Raw genomic sequence first — 16,737 nt, 5'->3', positions numbered from 1 at the left:
TTAGGCCTCCAGGCGCTTGGCGGCTTCGTGGATACCGGCGCGGATGCGGTGGTAGGTGGCGCACCGGCAGAGGTTGCCGGACATGGCGGCGTCGATATCCGCGTCCGTCGGCTTCTTATTGGCGGTTAGCAGCGCCGTCGCCGCCATCACTTGCCCCGACTGGCAATAGCCGCATTGCGGCACGTCGAGATCGGCCCAGACCTTTTGCACGGTCGCCGCGACCTTACCGGCCAGGCCTTCAACGGTGGTGATCTTGCGCCCGTCGAGATCGCCGATGAAGGTTTGGCACGCGCGCGTCGGCTCGCCATCCACATGGACGGTGCAGGCGCCGCATTGCGCCATGCCGCAGCCGAATTTGGTGCCGGTCAGGCCGATGATATCGCGGATCGCCCACAGGAGCGGCATATCCGCATCGGCTTCGATCTGATGATCGACGCCGTTGACGTTGAGTTTCACCATAACCCTTCCCCACGATTGCTACCGAACGCGACTTTTCGGAAAAAAAGGCGGCCCGGCAGGTGTTGGATGTCTTGTGTGTATGATGAAACTGTACGCCCCGGTCGCCCAGCCGGATAGCGACGATCCTGCCGGTTTCTTGCCCGATCCTGCCGACTAGAACCCAACGTCTGGCTTGACGATCATCAGATAGAAAATGCCGATGACGCTGATAAAGGCGGGCCAGCCGAGCGCGAACCACCAGCGGGCATAGGTTACGTACCGCGGCGGCAGCGGCGTGTCCCCAGCCTTCGCCTCTTTCACCATTTTATGCATCTGAAGCTGGAGCCAGACGACGGGCAACCAGCAGGCGCCAACAAAAAAATACAGAAGAATAGCGAGCGCCAACCAACCTTCAGTCAGCGGAAACCCGGCCTGAAGCGCCATCCACACCCCTGTTACCGGCTGCACGATCACGGCAGGGGTTGTGAAAATCCAATCGGCTAACACAACATTGCGGTTCACGACCAAGGTGGCGTCGAGGTTGCGGCTGCGCCCCGCCATCCAGCCATGAAACGCTGTGCCAAGGCCCGTACCGAACAGCAGCGTCGAGCTCATGACGTGAATGAATTTCAAGAGCAGATAGCTATCCACGGTCGGTCTCCAGTGCCATCATCACCAGGGTGGCTGCCGCCACCGGTAAGTTCTTCGAAATTGGCCCCAAGGGGTGCAGCCATAGATCGGGCAGGAAAAGCGTGACAAGGCCGGTGTAGCCCGCCATCAGCAGCAGTTGCGCCGCGCCGACCCAGGGAATGCGCCAGCCGATCAGCAGCAGCACCCCCAGAATCAGATCAAGCCCGGCGCCGCCTAAAATGAGCGTTAACCCGGCCCAGGGGGGCAGACCGAGGGGGGCGATCAACTGAAGGCTGCCCGCCAGCGGATAGACGCCTGCCGAGACAAAAGCCGTCCACAGCCAAACGAAGGCGAGGCTGAGGCGCAGCGGCACGGGGAAGAACCTAAGCCGCGCCCGCCAACGGTCCGCCGCTGTGGCCGGGGTTTCCGCTAGCGCCTCGGCCAGGGCGCGCGGGCGGACGCCCAGCGTCTCAACGAGGGGTTCCACGGGGGCCGTGTTGCCCGCTGCGAGCATCGTTAGGCTCTCAGAGGTAAGCGCCCCCAGCGCCAGCCGGTCGCCGAGCGTCCCCGCAAGCCGCAGTGCCGCTTGCGGGATGGGGAGGGACGGCACCGGGGGCAGGCCCAACCAACTGCGGTAGGTGGCGGTGAGCGCGTCGGTAGTCATCGCCTCCGGCCCGACGATATTGAGGCGGCAGGCCAAACGCCCCGGATGCTGAAGCGCGTTGTGCACGGTCGCAACAAAGTCGGCAATTCCGATGGGCTGCACCTGCCAGGTTCCCGGCCCAAGGCGCGGCGGCAGCGGCAGGGCGGCCAGGGCCGCAAAGAGGTCGTGACTGGCCCCGCCCGGCCCCAGGATCAGCGAGGGGCGTAAGATAATCCAATCCAGGGTGCCGCTGTCTTGGGCCAGGGCGTCATCTGCGGCGCGTTTGCTGGTGTGATATTGGGTAACTGCGGCTTCATCGGCTCCAAGCGCGGAAACCTGCACAACCTGCGTCACCCCTACCGCCCGGCACGCGCGGAACAGCGCCTGCGGCCCATCGGCATGCACCCGCTTGAAACCACCCCCGCCGTCACGGATCAGTCCGGCGAGGTTGACGACGGCCTCAACCCCCCTCAGCCGGGTCTGCCAATCGGCTTCGGTATCCGTCGCAAAATCGCAGGAAACGGGGGGGAGGGCGGGGAAGAGCCGCCGCAACCGCTCCGGCGAGCGGCCCGCAGGGAGCACGGCCATTCCGGCGGCAGTTAACCCGCGCACCACGGCTTGCCCCACGAACCCGCTTGCACCGATCACGAGAACCCGCATGGCTCTCTACCTCTTTTTATATGTTCCCGCTCTGTTTCGCAGAAAAACCGCATTGATGCAAGACAAGTCCGGCGTGGCCCCCTATCTAGGGAGGCACAGCGATCCTGCGATGGAGAAGATGATGCGGCGCATGATGATCGGGCTAACGGTGGCGGGCCTTCTGATGGCGGGCGGGGCTGTCGCCCAAACCGCAAAAACGCCAACGAGCGGCACCAATATTTCGGTGGTTGGGCTGGAAGATTCGCTCAGCAAACTCCAGGCGATGAAAACCCGCAATGCCGCCCAGGCCGTGCTGTTTCTCCAGCTCATCAAGGGGGTTGGCAAGAAGGGGACGGCTGCCGATGGCCGCAGCCAATATGATTATCGCATCGATGTGACCGACAGCGGCGGGGTGCTGGTCAATGGGATCGACATCGCGCCGATTCTGAATGCGGCCAACGCGGTAAAATAGCGGGCTTGAATCTGGCGCCGGGGCGGCTTATCTCGCACCCCGGTATCTCGATAAGAAGAAAGGATTGTGCAATGACCACCGAAACTTTGGCCTTCCAAGCTGAAGTCAGCCGCTTGCTCGATATTGTGGCCCATGCCCTCTATAGCGAGCGGGACGTGTTCTTGCGCGAACTCATCTCCAACGCGGCGGATGCCTGCGACAAGCACCGCTATTTGGCGCTGACCGAACCGGAGAAGGCCGGTCCCGCCCTCGATTATGCCGTGACCTTGACGGCGGACGCCGAGGCGAAGACCCTGACGATTGCCGATACCGGCATCGGCATGGACCGGATGGAATTGGTGGAAAACCTCGGTACCATCGCCCGCTCCGGCACCGGCAAGTTTCTTGAAACCCTGTCGGGCGACGCCAAGAAGGATTTTTCGCTGATCGGCCAATTCGGCGTCGGCTTCTATTCGGCGTTTATGGTCGCGGATAAGGTGCGCGTCACCTCCCGCAAGGCCGGGGCGGCCGAAGCTTTTGCCTGGGAATCGGATGGGCGCGGCAGCTTTACCGTTGCCGAAGCGGACCAGGCGACGCGCGGCACGACGATCACTCTGCACCTGAAGGAAGACGCCGCCGAGTTTCTGGACGAATGGCGCCTGAAGGAAGTCGTCCGCCGCTATTCCGATCACATTGCCTTGCCGATCAAACTGCAAACGGCGGAGAAGACCGAGACGATTAACGCCGCCTCCGCCCTCTGGACCCGCGCGAAGAACGAGGTGACGGCGGAGCAGACGAAGGCGTTTTACGAAAGCCTGACCTACGATAAGGACGATCCCTTCGCCACCCTGCATATCAAGGCCGAAGGGGCGTTGGAATATTCGGCGCTGCTGTTTCTGCCGAATAAGCGCCCGCCCGATCTCTTCACCCCGGAACGCCAGCACCGGGTAAAGCTCTATGTGCGCCGGGTGTTCATCACCGACGACTGCAAAGACCTGATGCCGACGTGGCTGCGGTTCGTGCAGGGCGTTGTCGATTCCGCTGATCTGCCGCTGAACGTCAGCCGCGAGATGCTGCAAAACAACCCAACGGTGCGCAAAATCCGCTCCGGCCTCGTGAAGAAAATTCTGGGCGAGTTGGAAAAGAAGGCGAAGCCGGACGCGGACCATTCCGCATACGAAAAATTCTGGGAGGCCTTCGGCCCAGTGCTGAAGGAAGGGCTGTACGAGGATTTTGAGAACCGCCAGACCATCCTCGGCCTCACCCGGTTCCGCTCCTCCACTCAAGACGGTTGGGTGAGCCTCGCCGACTATGTTGGGCGGATGAAGCCGGGGCAGAAGGCGATCTATACCGCTTCCGGCGAAAGCGTGGAGGCGATTGCCGCCAGCCCGCATCTCGAAGGCTTCCGCGCCAAGGGGATCGAGGTTCTCTACCTGACCGATCCCATCGATGAATTCTGGCTGCCGATGATCGGCACCTTCGACGAAAAGCCCTTCCAATCGGTCACGCGCGGCGCCGCCGACCTCGGGGAAATCGCGGCGGATGGCGAAGAAAAACCCGCCGAAAAGCCGGAAACGACGCCGGACCTTGCGGCGCTGATCGACCGGTTGAAAGGCGTTTATGGCGAGACGGTCAAAGACGTTCGGGTTTCGCAACGGTTGACCGATAGCGCCGTTTGCCTGGTGGCCGACGAGGGCGATGTTGATCTTCATCTCGAAAAACTGCTGCGCCAGCACCAGCGCCTCGACCGCGATGCCAAGCGCGTGCTGGAAATCAACCCGACCCATCCGGTCATCACCAAACTGACCGGCACCCCCGCCGAGGCGGCGATTGACGATGCCGCTTGGTTGCTGCTCGATCAGGCCCACATCCTCGAAGGCACCCCGGTCCGCGACGCCCGCGCCTTCGCCCGGCGGTTGGAAAGCGTGCTGGGGCGGTAGGATCGCGCACGCGATTGCAGGAGGCACCGCCTCCTGCACCTCCGGCCAAGGGCTATCCCTTGGCAATCCTGCTTGTTACTGTGACAGCATTGGCTTAAAATTGCTGTCATCGAGAGCGGGAGGGGAAAAAATGGCTGTTCTAACCGTGCGGAACCTACCCGATGACGTCCATCGTGCCTTGCGGATACGGGCGGCCGAGCATGGGCGCAGCACGGAAGCCGAGGTTCGGGATATTCTGGCGCAGGCCGTTAAGCCTGCTGTGCGCTTGGGCGATGCCTTGACCGAACTTGGGCAGCGGCTGGCTCTCACCGACGAGGACATAGCTGTTCTCGACCAAAACCGTGATACTACGCCCGCCGCCCCCCTTACTCTCTGATGTTCGTTTTGGATACCAATGTGGTTTCCGAGGCGATGAAGCCTTCGGCAAACCCAAACGTTAGGGCGTGGTTAAACCGGCAACCTTCTGGCGCACTGTACCTTTCGGCGGTGACCTTGGCGGAGCTGCTCTATGGCATCGCTGCCCTACCCGATGGGCGCCGAAAGGTCGCTTTAGCCGCCGTCTTGGACGGGCTACTCGATCTTTTTGCTGGCCGGATATTGTCATTCGATACCGCAGCGGCGCAGTGCTACGCTCCGCTTGCCGCCACGGCTCGGACTGCTGGGCGAGGGTTTCCCACCCCGGATGGCTATATTGCCGCTATTGCTGCTGCGCAGGGATACACCGTGGTAACGCGCGATAGCAGCCCGTTCTTGGCGGCGGGTGTGCCAACGCTCAATCCTTGGGACGCGGCTTAAACCGTCAACCCCTTCAACCGATACAGCGCCTCCAGCGCTTCGCGCGGGGTCAGCGCGTCCGGGTCGATGTCCGCCAGGGCGGCGAGCGCCGGGTGCAGGGCGGGCGGCTCTTCCGCCTCCTCTGCCGGTTCCGGCGCGGCTTTCAGCGCGGCGAACAGCGGCAGATCGTCGGCGAGGCGCGAGAGGGCGGTGGAACTATCGCCGCTTTCCAGCAGTTTCAGCACCTGTTCGGCGCGGCGCAGCACCGGCTTTGGCAGCCCGGCCAGCTTCGCCACATGGATACCGTAAGATCGGTCGGCGGCGCCCGTCTGCACCTCGTGCAGAAACACCACATCCCCCTGCCATTCCTTCACCCGCATCGAATGGCACGAGAGGGCGGGCAGGCGCGCGGCCAGTTTCGTTAGCTCGTGATAATGGGTGGCAAACAGGCAGCGGCAGCGGCTTACCTCGTGCAGATGTTCGACGGCGGCCCAAGCGATGGACAGCCCGTCGAAGGTCGCCGTACCGCGCCCGATTTCATCCAAAATCACCAGGGCGCGCGGCCCGGCTTGATTGAGGATCGCGGCGGTTTCCACCATCTCGACCATGAAGGTGGACCGCCCGCGCGCCAGATCATCGGCGGCACCGACGCGGGAGAACAACCGGTCGACGATCCCCAGGGTCGCGGCGCGGGCAGGGACGAAGCTGCCAATTTGTGCCAAAAGGCAAATCAGCGCGTTCTGGCGCAAGAAGGTCGATTTACCCGCCATATTCGGGCCGGTCAGCAGCCATAGGCGGCTCGTTCCGAGATCGCAATCATTGGCGATAAAGCCGCTTGCCCCGCCGGGCAGCAGGGCTTCCACCACCGGATGGCGCCCGCCGTCGATGTGGAAGTCGATGCCGTCGGTCAGGCTGGGCCGCGCATAGGCGCGGTCGGCGGCAAGATCGGCGAGGGCGGCGGAAACATCCAGTACCGCCAGGGCGCGGGCCGTCGCGGCAATCGGTTCGGCGCGGGCCAGAACTTCCCCGACCAAATCCTCGAATAGCTTCTGTTCCAACGCCAAAGCGGTATCGCCCGCTTTTGAGACCTTGGCGTCGAGATCGGCGAGATCGACCGTGGTAAACCGCGCTGCCCCCGCTAGGGTTTGCCGGTGAATGAAGGGCGCACTCAGCTTATCCGCTTGGGCGGCTGTGACTTCGACGAAATACCCCAGCACATTGTTATGCTTCACCTTCAGGCTATTTACGCCTGTTTCGGTAACGTAACGGGCTTGCAGTCCGGCAATATGGCGGCGGGCATCGTCGCGCAGGGAGCGCTGATAATCCAGCTCCGGCGCATAGTCGGGGGCGATGAAATCGCCGTCGCGCGCCAGCATCGGCAGGTCGGGTTTCAGCGCCCGGTCCAGCCGGTCGATCAGGCCGGTATCGGGGCGGAGGTCGGCGACAGCGGCGGCGAGTTCGGCGGACAGCGGGCGCGATTGATCGGCCAGTAGCCGTTCGCGCAGGGTTTCCGCCGCGCGCAGCCCGTCGCGGATGGCCGCAAGGTCGCGCGGCCCGCCGCGCCCGAGGGTCAGGCGGGTAAGCGGGCGTTCAAGGTCCGGCGCGCGGTTCAGCGCCTCCCGCAGCTTCGCGCGCAGGTCGCTGTGGGTGTGGAAAAAGCTAACGCTGTCCAAGCGGGCGGAAATTGCCCCCCGGTCGGTCAGCGGCGCCACCAGCCGGGCGTTCAGCAACCGCGCCCCACCAGGAGTGATGGTGCGGTCCACAACGGATAAAAGCGAGCCTTTGCGCTCTCCGTTTTGGGTTCGTACGAGTTCCAGCGAGCGGGCGGTGCTGGCGTCAATCGCCATAACAGCGCTGCTTTCCAGCCGCACGGGGGCGTCCAGCCGGGGAAGCTTGCCGCGCTGGGTCAGGTCGAGATAATCGACCAGCGCCCCAGCGGCGGCAATTTCGGCCAAGCTGAAATGCCCAAAGCCTTCCAGCGTCCCGACCTCGAAGACGCTTTCCAGCCGCTTGCGGGCATTGCCGGGGTCGAAGCGCGGGCCGGGCAGCGGGGCAAGGCGGGCTTTCCACTCGCCAAAAACCTCGAACAGCCGTTCGGCCTTCAGCAATCGTTCCGGCAGCAAAATTTCTGCGGGATCGAGCCGGAAGAGTGCCGCTGCGGCGGCCTCCGCCAGCCCGGATTTTGCCGTTTCGCCTAAGAGGCCAACCTGAAAACTGCCGCTGGTCATATCGACCGCTGCCAGCGCAAGCTGCCCGCCCCCATCGCAGAGGGCGGTCAGGAAATTCGCCCGCCGCGCGTCCAGCAGCCCGTCTTCGGTAATCGTCCCAGGCGTGACCACGCGCACCACATCGCGCTTCACCGGGCTTTTCGGCCCGCGCTTTTTGGCTTCGCTGGGATCTTCCATCTGCTCGCAGACGGCCACGCGAAACCCGGCGCGGATCAGGCGCGATAGATAGCCCTCTGCCGCATGCACCGGCACGCCCGCCATCGGGATGTCATCCCCGGCATGCTTACCCCGTTTCGTTAACGTAATATCCAACGCGCGTGCCGCCTGCACCGCGTCGTCGAAGAACATCTCGTAGAAATCGCCCATGCGGTAGAACAGCAGGCAGTCCGGGTACTGCTGCTTCAGCGCCAGATAATGCGCCATCATCGGCGTTGTGGCGGCGTCGGGCGAAAGGCTCATCGGCTCCTCGGTCTTGCTGGATCAGGGGCGGCGCTCTGCCTATCCCAACCAGGTTCCGGCGACCCACCAGTCGGGATGGGCGGTTTTGATGCGGGCGGCGGCTTCGGTGCGGGCGTCGCGGGTCGGGAAGAGCCCAAAGCAGGTGGCGCCGCTGCCAGAGAGGGCGGCGGCGAGGCACTGCGGGGTGCCGCGCAGGGCTTTTAGCACGTCGCCGATCACGGGGGCGATGGCGAGCGCCGGGCGCAGCAGATCATTCCCACCGCGCTGCACTAGGTCGGCCATCGCGCTGGCCGTGGCAAGATCGGGCAGGGTCACGAGCGGCAGCGAATAATCGCCGATCCGCTTGCCGAAGGCCGCTTTGGTTTCAATCGGCACCCCAGGGTTCACCAACACGACCGGCACGCGCGGCAGACGGAGGGGGGTGAGAAGCTCCCCCACGCCGCCAACGCGGGCGCTGTGCCCGAGCAGGCACATGGGCACATCAGCGCCCAGGCGGGCGGCAATCTTGGCGAGCGGCAGGCTCTCGGCGTCCAGCCCCCAGAGCTTCACCAGCAGTCGTAGGGCCGCCGCCGCATCCGCCGAACCGCCACCGATGCCCGACGCGATGGGCAGATGCTTTTCGAGGTGCAATGCTGCTCCCAGGTCCGGGCGCCCGGCAGCGGTACGCAGCGCGTCGGCAGCGCGCAGCACCAAATTCTGGTCGGGCGGTGTGGCGCGCAACGCGGCGGCAAAGGGGCCGGAGACGGTTAACGCGAGGTCGGGCGCCGCCTCCACGGTCAGCCGATCGCCAATCTCGGCAAAGCCGACCAGCGAGTCCAGCCGATGATAGCCATCGTCTCGCTGGCCCAGCACGCGCAGAAACAGGTTGATCTTGGCAGGCGCCAGACCGGTCAAAGGCGCCAAGGTTGCGGCGGTCACGGTGTCGGCAAGCCCTGCTTTAGCTTTTGTTCAATCAGCGGAATATCTTTTGGCTCCGGCCCCAGCTTCAACGCCCGTTCCCACTGGAAGCGTGCTTCGCGCTGGCGCCCGGTGCGCCAATAGACATCGCCGAGGTGATCGTTGACGGTGGCATCGCCGGGCTTCAGTTCCACCGCCCGTTCCAGCCAGCGCACGGCGCGCGGCAGATCGCCCAGGCGGTAGAAGGCCCAGCCCAGACTATCGACGATGGCCCCGTCGCGCGGGCGCAGTTCCACGGCCTTTTCCAGCATCTTCCGGCCTTGGTCGAGGTTCTTGCCCTGATCGACCCAGGTATAGCCGAGGTAGTTGAGGATATAGGGTTGATCCGGCTCCAGGCTCAGCGCCCGTTGCAGGTCTTCGATGGCGCGGTCCACTTGGCCGGAGCGTTCAAGCGCGATGGCGCGGTTGAACAGCAGCGACGCGTGACGGCGCTCGATCTTGGGGATGCGCCCGAAAGCGCTATCGTAGAGCGTCACGGCCTCGGCAAAACGGCTGTGCTGGCGCAACAGGTCGCCCGCATAGCCCAAAGCATCGTCGCGCTCGGGCCGTTCGAGGGCCATTTGCTTTAGGTCGGCCAAGGCGCCGTCGGTATCGCCCATCGCGTCGCGGTTACCCGCCACGCGCAGGCGGGCGACCCAGCGGAAGGGCGAGTCTGGCCCGATGGTCTGATAGACCTTGATCGCGGCGGCTTCGCGGTTCTGATTCTCCAAAATTTCCGCCAGCAGCATTTGCGCCGCCGGAAAATCCGGGCGCAGATGCAGCACGAGGCGGGTGTAGATCAACGCCGTCTCATTGCCCTGGCGCTCGCGCTGGATCAGCGAGGCTACGTCGAACAGCGCTTCGGCTAAGCCTTCCCGATCGGTCAGTGCTAGGCGCGGTGGTGGGACTTTTCCGGCAACGCGCTTATAGGCGTTGGTGAGGTAAAGCGTGTCCGGGTTGCGGCTTTGGTAAACGTCGTAGATCGCCTTGGCTTTGTCCGGGCGCCCGGCGTTCTCATAAAACAGGCCCGCGAGTTCGACGATGCGCAGCGGCGGGGTCTCGTCGGCTTTCAGCAAGGCTTCGATGGCGGCTTCGGTTTCCGCCTGATTGCCTTTGCGGGCGGCGATAAGGGCGGTGTGATAATCGTACAGCCCGGCGAGCGGCGAGATATCGGCCAGCGGCTTGAGCGACGCTTGCGCCGCGTCCCATTTGCCCTGGGCGGTGGCAATCCAGGCGCCGACCACCGGCAGCAGCAGGTTGTTGATGCCGGAGCGGGGCAAGCGGGCAATACGCTTTTCCGCCTCTGCCGGGCGCCCGGCGCCGACGTCTTCGAAGGCCAGCACCATTTGCGCCAGCGGGAATTCCGGGTCGCGCTGCACGAGGCGGCGGGCGAGTTGCACCGATTGCTCGATACGCCCTTCGCCGGTCGAGAAGACGAAGGCGCGGCGCATCAGATCGAGATTATCGGGATCGGCGGCCAGCGCCTGCATCGACAGATCGGCGGCGGCGGCATAATCGCCCGCCGTTGCGGCGGCACTGCTGGCAAGATAGGCGCCGAGCGGGCTTTGCGCTTGAATGGGAACGGGTTCCTGCGCGGCGACGGGCGCGGGCGGCTGGCCGGTCTGCGCACAGGCCGACAGGGCCGGACCAAGCAGCAGGACGGCAACCGCCGACCGCAAGCGCTGGATACGAGAGGTCAGAGAAAGCACGTGACGCCGCTCCCAAGCCGTCGAAACGAATAAGTCTTTTTCCCATAGCACAGCCCGCCGGGGGCGTCTCGACCGACCTTTGCCGACCAAGACGGTTCCGAGAGGGGCCGCGCTTGCCCGATCCTCCAAAACCCTTGCCGGTTTCGCCAAAATCCCCGCGCCGGGCGTGCGTTTATCGCGGTGCGTCCCTATCCTGTTCGGCACGAACGGAGGGAGGGGATCATGCCGGAAGCAGCACTAACCCAAGGGTTGATCGCGGCAACCCTGCGCCATATGCCGGAAGACGGCATGGCGGCAACCGCGCTGCCGAACCTAACGATTTTTCGCGCGCAAGGGCCGACCGATAGCGTTCCCATCCTGCATAAACCCGCCGTTTGCTTGATCGTGCAGGGTGCGAAGCGGGTGATGCTGGGGACGGAGGTTTTTCTCTATGACGCCGCGACCTATTTCGTCGTCTCCGTCGATCTCGCGCTGAGCGGTCAGGTAATCCAGGCAACGCCCGACCAGCCCTATCTGTGCCTCAGGTTCGATCTCGACCTTTATGGCATCAACGATCTCCTTTTCGGCCTTGATCTGGGCAAGGCCGAGGGGCGGGAGGCGGGGCCGGGGGCGTTTCTCAGTCCGGTTACGGCGCCGTTGCAGGATGCCTTTCTGCGCTTGCTTGGCCTGCTGGATCGGCCCGCCGATCAGCCCGTGCTGGGGCCGCTAATTGAGCGGGAAATTCTCTATCGGCTGCTGACCGGGCCGCAGGGAGCGCGGCTACGGCAACTGGCGCGCCCCGGCAGCCGGGATGCCCGGATAGGCCGGGCCATCGGTTGGATCAAGGCGAACTATCGCGATACCCTGCGGGTTGCCGAGGTGGCCGATGCGGCGGGGATGAGCCCGTCCGCCCTGCATCTCTACTTCAAGCAGATGACGCAGATGAGCCCGCTGCAATATCAGAAACATATCCGCTTGCAGGAAGCGCGGCGGCTGATTCTCGCGGAGGGGATGGATGCGGCGTCGGCGGGGTTCAGCGTTGGTTACGAAAGCCCGTCGCAGTTCAGCCGCGAATATCGCCGCCTGTTCGGCGCCCCGCCCCGGCGCGATACCGACCGCCTGCGCGCCGATCCCACGGCAGGCGCTACTTTGTAGGATCGTGCAAGAAAGGCGGCGGGCTGATCTACCGCCAATTTGGCGCAAAACTATAGATTTCTCTCACACCGGGGCGCGGTTGTCCTGGGATGATGTGGAGAGAGATCATGGAAACTGGGCAAGGAAAAGTGATTGCCATCACCGGTGCTAGCAGTGGGATCGGCGCGGCGACGGCCAAGCATCTCGCCGCGCGCGGGGCGCGGGTAGTGATCGGGGCGCGGCGCGCCGACCGGTTGGAAGCCTTGGCGGCGGAGATCCGCGCAGCAGGCGGCACGGTCCTCGTGCGGGCGCTCGACGTGACCGATCTTGCAAGCGTCGAAGCCTTTGTGCAGGCGGCGGTGGCCGAGTTCGGGCGGCTGGATGTCATCGTCAATAACGCCGGGATCATGCCGCTCTCGCCCTTCGCCGCCTATAAGATCGACGAATGGAACCAAATGATCGACGTCAACATCCGGGGCGTGCTGCATGGGATCGCCGCCGCCCTGCCGGTAATGCAGAATCAGAAGGGCGGCCAGGTCATCAATATTGCCTCCATAGCCGGGCATGCGGTGTTCCCGAAGGCGGGGGTTTACTGCGCAACGAAATATGCAGTGCTGGCGATTTCGGAAGGGCTGCGGCAAGAGCATACGGATATCCGCGTCACGGTCGTTTCGCCGGGCGTTACCGAGTCTGAACTCGCCGAGACGATCACCGACAGTTCGGCAAAGGCAATGATGACCGATTTCCGGTCCATCGCCCTTCCGGCCCAAGCGATTGCCGAGGCGATTGGCTTTGCTGTCGATCAGCCCGCTGGGGTCGATCTGAGCGAGATTATCGTGCGCCCGACCGCCAGCCCCTATTAAGGAAAAGACCCATGGAACGCCACCGCAGGGGGGCGGCTGCGCTGCTGCGCTGGCTGGTCCCGCTTCTCTCGCTTTTCACCTTGCCGGGGGCGGCGCAGCCGCCCTCTTTCCTCTTTGGCCCGCAGGAGATCGCAATGGCCGAACCGCAGTCTTTCATCGGTCTTTGGGTAACGGCAGATAAGTCCGTTCGTCACGAATTGCTGCCGAACGGTCGCTATGTCGAAGCGCGCGGCACCCGCGAGCGGGCCTATGAAGGCCGCTACGTCGTAACCGGCACTCATATTGAGTATTGGGACGATACCGGCTTTATGGCGGATGGGGATTTCATCGACGGCGTGCTGCATCACGGCGGGATGATTTTATACCGGCAATAAAAAGGGGCCGCCGTAGCGACCCCCCTGGTAGGCTTACTTCTTCGTCCAGACTTCCGTGCCCTTGGTGCCGGCATCGCTCCGCCGCCACCATTGGCCTTTCACCGACCCATCGGGATTAATCTTCATAATCATAATGGAGTTGCGTTGATCCACGACAGAGGCAACAGCGAGAATGTCGCCCGACACTTGACCGATGCCGATGTATTCGCCGCCGTCCCACTTCACCAGATAGGCGCCCGAAGGCTCCTGGGAAATGGTCAGCGAGCCTTCGTCATAAGCCGACCCATCGGTATTGGTGCCGGTCACCTTATAGCTGCCAATCAGATTGGCTTGGGCCAGGGCGGCGCCGGTCAAGGAAAGGGCGAGGGCGCCACTCAGGAGAAGCGTCTTCAGCATTATCGTCTCCGACGAAAAAAGAGGGCCTGGATTAGACCGACGCTTAGAATGCGGTAAAAGCTATGAATATCAAATTAATGTTGCGTAACCGCAGGGTCTAACAGGACAAGTTTCTGTCTTATTAGCATCGACTGCTTATCATTCGCCCGGCGGCAGGGCGCGGATTACGCGGTTGCGGCCAGCGTGCTTGGCCTGATAGAGCGCCCGGTCGGCTGCTGCCAAAATCGCTTCCGGCGGCTGGAAGCCATAGCATTCGGCAACACCGATGCTAACCGTCAGGGTAAGATGCTCGTCTTCAGTCAGGCTGATTTTCGCGGCGGCAATGCTGCGGCGGAGCCGTTCGGCGACGACATGCGCGTCTTCGATATTGGTTTCCGGCAGCAGCGCGGCAAATTCCTCCCCGCCCATCCGACCGAGATGATCATGGGTGCGCAGGCAGGCTTTGCACACTGCCGAAAAATGCGTCAACGCCAGATCGCCGGTCGCGTGCCCAAAGCGGTCGTTGATCAGCTTGAAGTGATCAAGGTCGATCATCAGCACGCTCAGCGGCAGATTGGTGCGGTTGCGCCGGGCCAGTTCTTGATCGAAAAGCTCCAGGAAGCGGCGGCGCGTTAGGGCGCCGGTCAGCGCATCCAGCGTCGCGAGGCGTCGCAACTCGTCTTCCAGAATTTTGCGCTGTTCGATTTCCAGCGCCAGCATTTTGTTCAGCGCCTGCAAGCGGTTATTCGCTTCCTGAAGCTGGACGTGCTGTTCGCGGAGATGCAGCATGTTCTGCACCCGCGCGCGCAACTCAGTCCCATCGACCGGCTTGCCAAGAAACTCGTTGATCCCGGCGCTGAGGGCGAGGGTACGCACCGCCGCCTCATTCCGCGCGGTGGCCATGATGATTGGCACGGCGGCGCCGTGGGGCAGGGCGCGGATGCGGCGGGCCAGCGCGATACCATCCATCTCCGGCATCACGTAATCAGTGATCACCAAATCCGGGCGATGGGTTTCGATCCATGTCAGGGCTTCCTGCGGATCGGTGAAGAGCGTGATGGCCAGATTGGCCGAATCGCCCAGGGCGGCTTTCAGTAGCAGCGTACTGGGGCGTGCATCATCGACGATGACGATAGAAAACACACGGCCAGGGCCGGTCGTCGGCTGCCCGCTGTTCATCGTCTCCTCCGATTTGCGCCCGGCACTCATGCCCTATCCCTTGCCCCCGGCCCTCCGTTGGGCGGTGTTGCTGATTTATGTCTCAGCTTTTTGTAACACCCGACACTAGCGAATGCTGGGGGCGGGGGGAAGAAGATTCCCGAAACACTCCTAGAAATTCCGCAGGCGGGAATTATGTTTCTGCCGCATCGGGCGGCGGCTTACGCTTGAAGGCCGCCCCGCGCCCGGCATCCATGAACACGGAATAGAGCGAGCGCAGCATATCCTCGGGCCGTTGTCGGCCATAGGGCAAATTATCTTTGGCGTATTCGATGATCTCGTCCGACGGGCGGCCCGGCACCAGCACATAGCCTTCCTTCGCCAGCATCCGCAGCACGGCTTCGGCCTGCTTCGTGTAATCTTCGAAGAAATAGCGCGTATCGGCCTCGCGGATGGCGGCGGCGATCTTCATGCGGAAATCGGGGCGTTTCGGGGCCATCGGCGATCTTAAGACCCTTCGGGCGACATATAGGTGGCGAGCGCCCGACGATTTTCGTCGAGACTGAGGGCGTGATGCAAGGAGGGATGGGCACGGTCGGCGCAATCCTTGCGCGGGCAGACCCGGCAGGAAACCCCGATGGGGGTGATCAACTGCGGATCGTCAAGATCCAGCCCATCCGCATAGACGATCTCGCGGGCGTAGGAGATGGCACACCCAAGGCCGATGGCGTGCCGCCCGCCGCCGCGCGCGTTATTGCCGCGCAGGGTTGACCGCCCAACCCCATCGACCGTGCGGGCGATGCAAAAGAAGCTGCCGCCTTCCGGCATGCGGCTAACCTGGCGGCGCAGCAACCCGGGGGTAGAGAAAGCATCATAAACATTCCAACGCGGGCAGGCGCCGCCAAACCGCGCGATGGAAATGCCCGAGGCCGAAAAGCGCTTGGAGATATTCCCGGCGCCATCGACGCGCAGCAGATGGAAAGGAATGCCCTGCTGGCCCGGGCGGCGCAGGCTGGTCAACCGGTGGCACACTTGCTCGAAGCTGGTATCGAACCGCCGCTCCAGGGTTTCGATATCGTGCCGGGTCTCCCGCGCGGCCGCCAGGAACCGCTCGTAAGGCATGACCACGGCGGCGGCGAAATAATTTGCGAGCGCCACCCGTGCCAGCGTATCGGCCTCTTGGGTCGTGAATTTGCCGCCCGAGACCAGCCGGTCGAGCAAGGGTTTCTGACCCAGCAGGGCGATCTGATGGGCCAGTTGAAAGGTGCGGCTGGGGCGCGGCAGCAGTTCGGACAGAACCAGCTTGCGGGTGCGCGGATCATATTGGCGCAGCAGCCCCCCAAGGGCCGCCGCAGGGGCGATAATGACATCGACGGCATAGGCTTCGCCGAGGGTCTTCACAAGACCCGCATAGAGGGTATCGGCTGAAAGCTCTGCCCGTTGCCACAGCTCGTCGGCGGCGGCTTCTAATTCCTTGAAGTAGTTCTTCCGCTCCTGAATGAAATCCGTCACCTCCTCCGACGGCATGCCGACGGGGACGGGCGTATCGCCATCTTCCGCAAGGCCGCCGCCCGGGGCGGCAGTCGCACTGCCCCCCGCCCGAAAAGCTTGGTAGAGGGTCAGGACAGCTTTCCCCAGGGCGGGGGCAGCGCCGATCAGTTCTTCGACATCGGCAGTTTTAAGGTCGGCGCCGTCGAACAGCGGATCGGCGAAAACTTCCATGAGGTCAGACGTCAGGCGCGCATCATCATCGGCGGTAAAATCGGCGATATCGATGCCAAAGCGCTGGGCCAGCTTCAACAGCACTGGGACGGTGACGGCGCGCTGGTTATGCTCCAGCAGATTAAGATAGCTGGCCGATAGCCCCAGGGCTTCCGCCATCTGGGCTTGGGTCAGTTTCTGCGACTGGCGCAACCGGCGGAGCTTACCGCCGAGCCGGGCGTTCTGCTGGGCCATGAAAATTCTTTACAGGTTGATAAGTTGAAATATGTAAAGAAGTATAATTTT

General features: G+C 63.5%; 17 protein-coding genes. 7 read left to right on the top strand and 10 right to left on the bottom strand.

Annotation, left to right across the window (positions count from 1 at the left end; genetic code table 11):
- From CHR90_RS18940 to CHR90_RS18930, 3 genes are all read right to left on the bottom strand, one after another.
- On the bottom strand, positions 1-459 hold the full coding sequence (locus tag CHR90_RS18940) for a (2Fe-2S)-binding protein (RefSeq protein WP_094410671.1): 459 nt from the start codon (positions 457-459) through the stop codon (positions 1-3).
- Between the two features lie 153 nt (positions 460-612).
- Positions 613-1,089: a DUF2269 family protein gene (locus tag CHR90_RS18935; RefSeq protein WP_094410670.1), complete on the bottom strand. Its 477-nt coding sequence runs from the start codon at positions 1,087-1,089 to the stop codon at positions 613-615.
- Entirely contained in the window at positions 1,082-2,371 is a 1,290-nt protein-coding gene (locus tag CHR90_RS18930; RefSeq protein WP_094410669.1) for an SDR family oxidoreductase, read from the bottom strand. Before CHR90_RS18930 ends, CHR90_RS18935 begins: the two co-directional genes overlap by 8 nt.
- A 109-nt stretch (positions 2,372-2,480) precedes the next feature.
- Between CHR90_RS18930 and CHR90_RS18925 the strand changes: the two genes are divergently transcribed.
- The 4 genes from CHR90_RS18925 to CHR90_RS18910 all read left to right on the top strand — a co-directional run bounded on the left by CHR90_RS18925 (position 2,481) and on the right by CHR90_RS18910 (position 5,536).
- Positions 2,481-2,822: a hypothetical protein gene (locus CHR90_RS18925; RefSeq protein WP_094410668.1), complete on the top strand. Its 342-nt coding sequence runs from the start codon at positions 2,481-2,483 to the stop codon at positions 2,820-2,822.
- Between the two features lie 71 nt (positions 2,823-2,893).
- Positions 2,894-4,741, top strand: a complete 1,848-nt coding sequence (gene htpG / locus CHR90_RS18920; RefSeq protein WP_094410667.1) for a molecular chaperone HtpG — start codon at positions 2,894-2,896, stop codon at positions 4,739-4,741.
- 130 nt (positions 4,742-4,871) lie between these two features.
- Positions 4,872-5,117 (top strand): FitA-like ribbon-helix-helix domain-containing protein, encoded by a 246-nt coding sequence (locus tag CHR90_RS18915; protein WP_094410666.1) that lies wholly within the window; start codon positions 4,872-4,874, stop codon positions 5,115-5,117.
- Positions 5,117-5,536, top strand: coding sequence for a type II toxin-antitoxin system VapC family toxin (locus tag CHR90_RS18910; protein ID WP_094410665.1), 420 nt, complete (start codon positions 5,117-5,119; stop codon positions 5,534-5,536). The genes CHR90_RS18915 and CHR90_RS18910 overlap by 1 nt, the downstream gene beginning before the upstream one ends.
- On the opposite strand, the gene mutS is transcribed toward CHR90_RS18910, so the two are convergent.
- From mutS to CHR90_RS18895, 3 genes are read right to left on the bottom strand one after another with little or no spacing between them, the layout of a single operon-like run.
- On the bottom strand, positions 5,533-8,202 hold the full coding sequence (mutS, locus tag CHR90_RS18905) for a DNA mismatch repair protein MutS (protein WP_229671484.1): 2,670 nt from the start codon (positions 8,200-8,202) through the stop codon (positions 5,533-5,535). The genes CHR90_RS18910 and mutS overlap by 4 nt on opposite strands.
- Before the next feature lie 39 nt (positions 8,203-8,241).
- The gene (locus CHR90_RS18900) at positions 8,242-9,120 is read right to left on the bottom strand and encodes a 4-(cytidine 5'-diphospho)-2-C-methyl-D-erythritol kinase (RefSeq protein ID WP_229671483.1); all 879 of its coding nucleotides are present in this window, start codon (positions 9,118-9,120) and stop codon (positions 8,242-8,244) included.
- Complete coding sequence (locus tag CHR90_RS18895; RefSeq protein ID WP_141211003.1) at positions 9,117-10,847, bottom strand: tetratricopeptide repeat protein; 1,731 nt, start codon at positions 10,845-10,847, stop codon at positions 9,117-9,119. Before CHR90_RS18895 ends, CHR90_RS18900 begins: the two co-directional genes overlap by 4 nt.
- Before the next feature lie 222 nt (positions 10,848-11,069).
- Between CHR90_RS18895 and CHR90_RS18890 the strand changes: the two genes are divergently transcribed.
- The 3 genes from CHR90_RS18890 (at position 11,070) to CHR90_RS18880 (ending at position 13,197) form a co-directional block, all read left to right on the top strand.
- The gene (locus tag CHR90_RS18890) at positions 11,070-11,981 is read left to right on the top strand and encodes an AraC family transcriptional regulator (RefSeq protein ID WP_094410662.1); all 912 of its coding nucleotides are present in this window, start codon (positions 11,070-11,072) and stop codon (positions 11,979-11,981) included.
- 107 nt (positions 11,982-12,088) lie between these two features.
- Positions 12,089-12,823 carry an SDR family oxidoreductase gene (locus tag CHR90_RS18885; protein ID WP_094410661.1) on the top strand — a complete coding sequence of 245 codons (735 nt, stop codon included), beginning with the start codon at positions 12,089-12,091 and terminating at the stop codon, positions 12,821-12,823.
- 11 nt (positions 12,824-12,834) lie between these two features.
- Positions 12,835-13,197, top strand: a complete 363-nt coding sequence (locus tag CHR90_RS18880; protein ID WP_094410660.1) for an Atu4866 domain-containing protein — start codon at positions 12,835-12,837, stop codon at positions 13,195-13,197.
- A 33-nt stretch (positions 13,198-13,230) separates the two neighbouring features.
- Here CHR90_RS18880 and CHR90_RS18875 read toward each other — a convergent pair whose 3' ends face one another.
- The 4 genes from CHR90_RS18875 to CHR90_RS18860 all read right to left on the bottom strand — a co-directional run bounded on the left by CHR90_RS18875 (position 13,231) and on the right by CHR90_RS18860 (position 16,686).
- Positions 13,231-13,593: a hypothetical protein gene (locus CHR90_RS18875; protein WP_094410659.1), complete on the bottom strand. Its 363-nt coding sequence runs from the start codon at positions 13,591-13,593 to the stop codon at positions 13,231-13,233.
- A gap of 138 nt (positions 13,594-13,731) precedes the next feature.
- A complete protein-coding gene (locus tag CHR90_RS18870) occupies positions 13,732-14,781 on the bottom strand; it encodes a diguanylate cyclase (RefSeq protein WP_094410658.1) in 1,050 nt (349 codons plus the stop codon).
- A gap of 142 nt (positions 14,782-14,923) precedes the next feature.
- Positions 14,924-15,229, bottom strand: coding sequence for a hypothetical protein (locus CHR90_RS18865; protein WP_188775347.1), 306 nt, complete (start codon positions 15,227-15,229; stop codon positions 14,924-14,926).
- Positions 15,230-15,237: 8 nt separating this feature from the next.
- Entirely contained in the window at positions 15,238-16,686 is a 1,449-nt protein-coding gene (locus CHR90_RS18860) for a helix-turn-helix domain-containing protein (protein WP_094410657.1), read from the bottom strand.
- Between the last annotated feature and the right edge of the window lie 51 nt (positions 16,687-16,737).

The sequence above is a fragment of the Elstera cyanobacteriorum genome (genome assembly GCF_002251735.1).
GTDB lineage: Bacteria > Pseudomonadota > Alphaproteobacteria > Elsterales > Elsteraceae > Elstera > Elstera cyanobacteriorum.
This window is presented reverse-complemented; position numbering and strand designations above follow the sequence as displayed.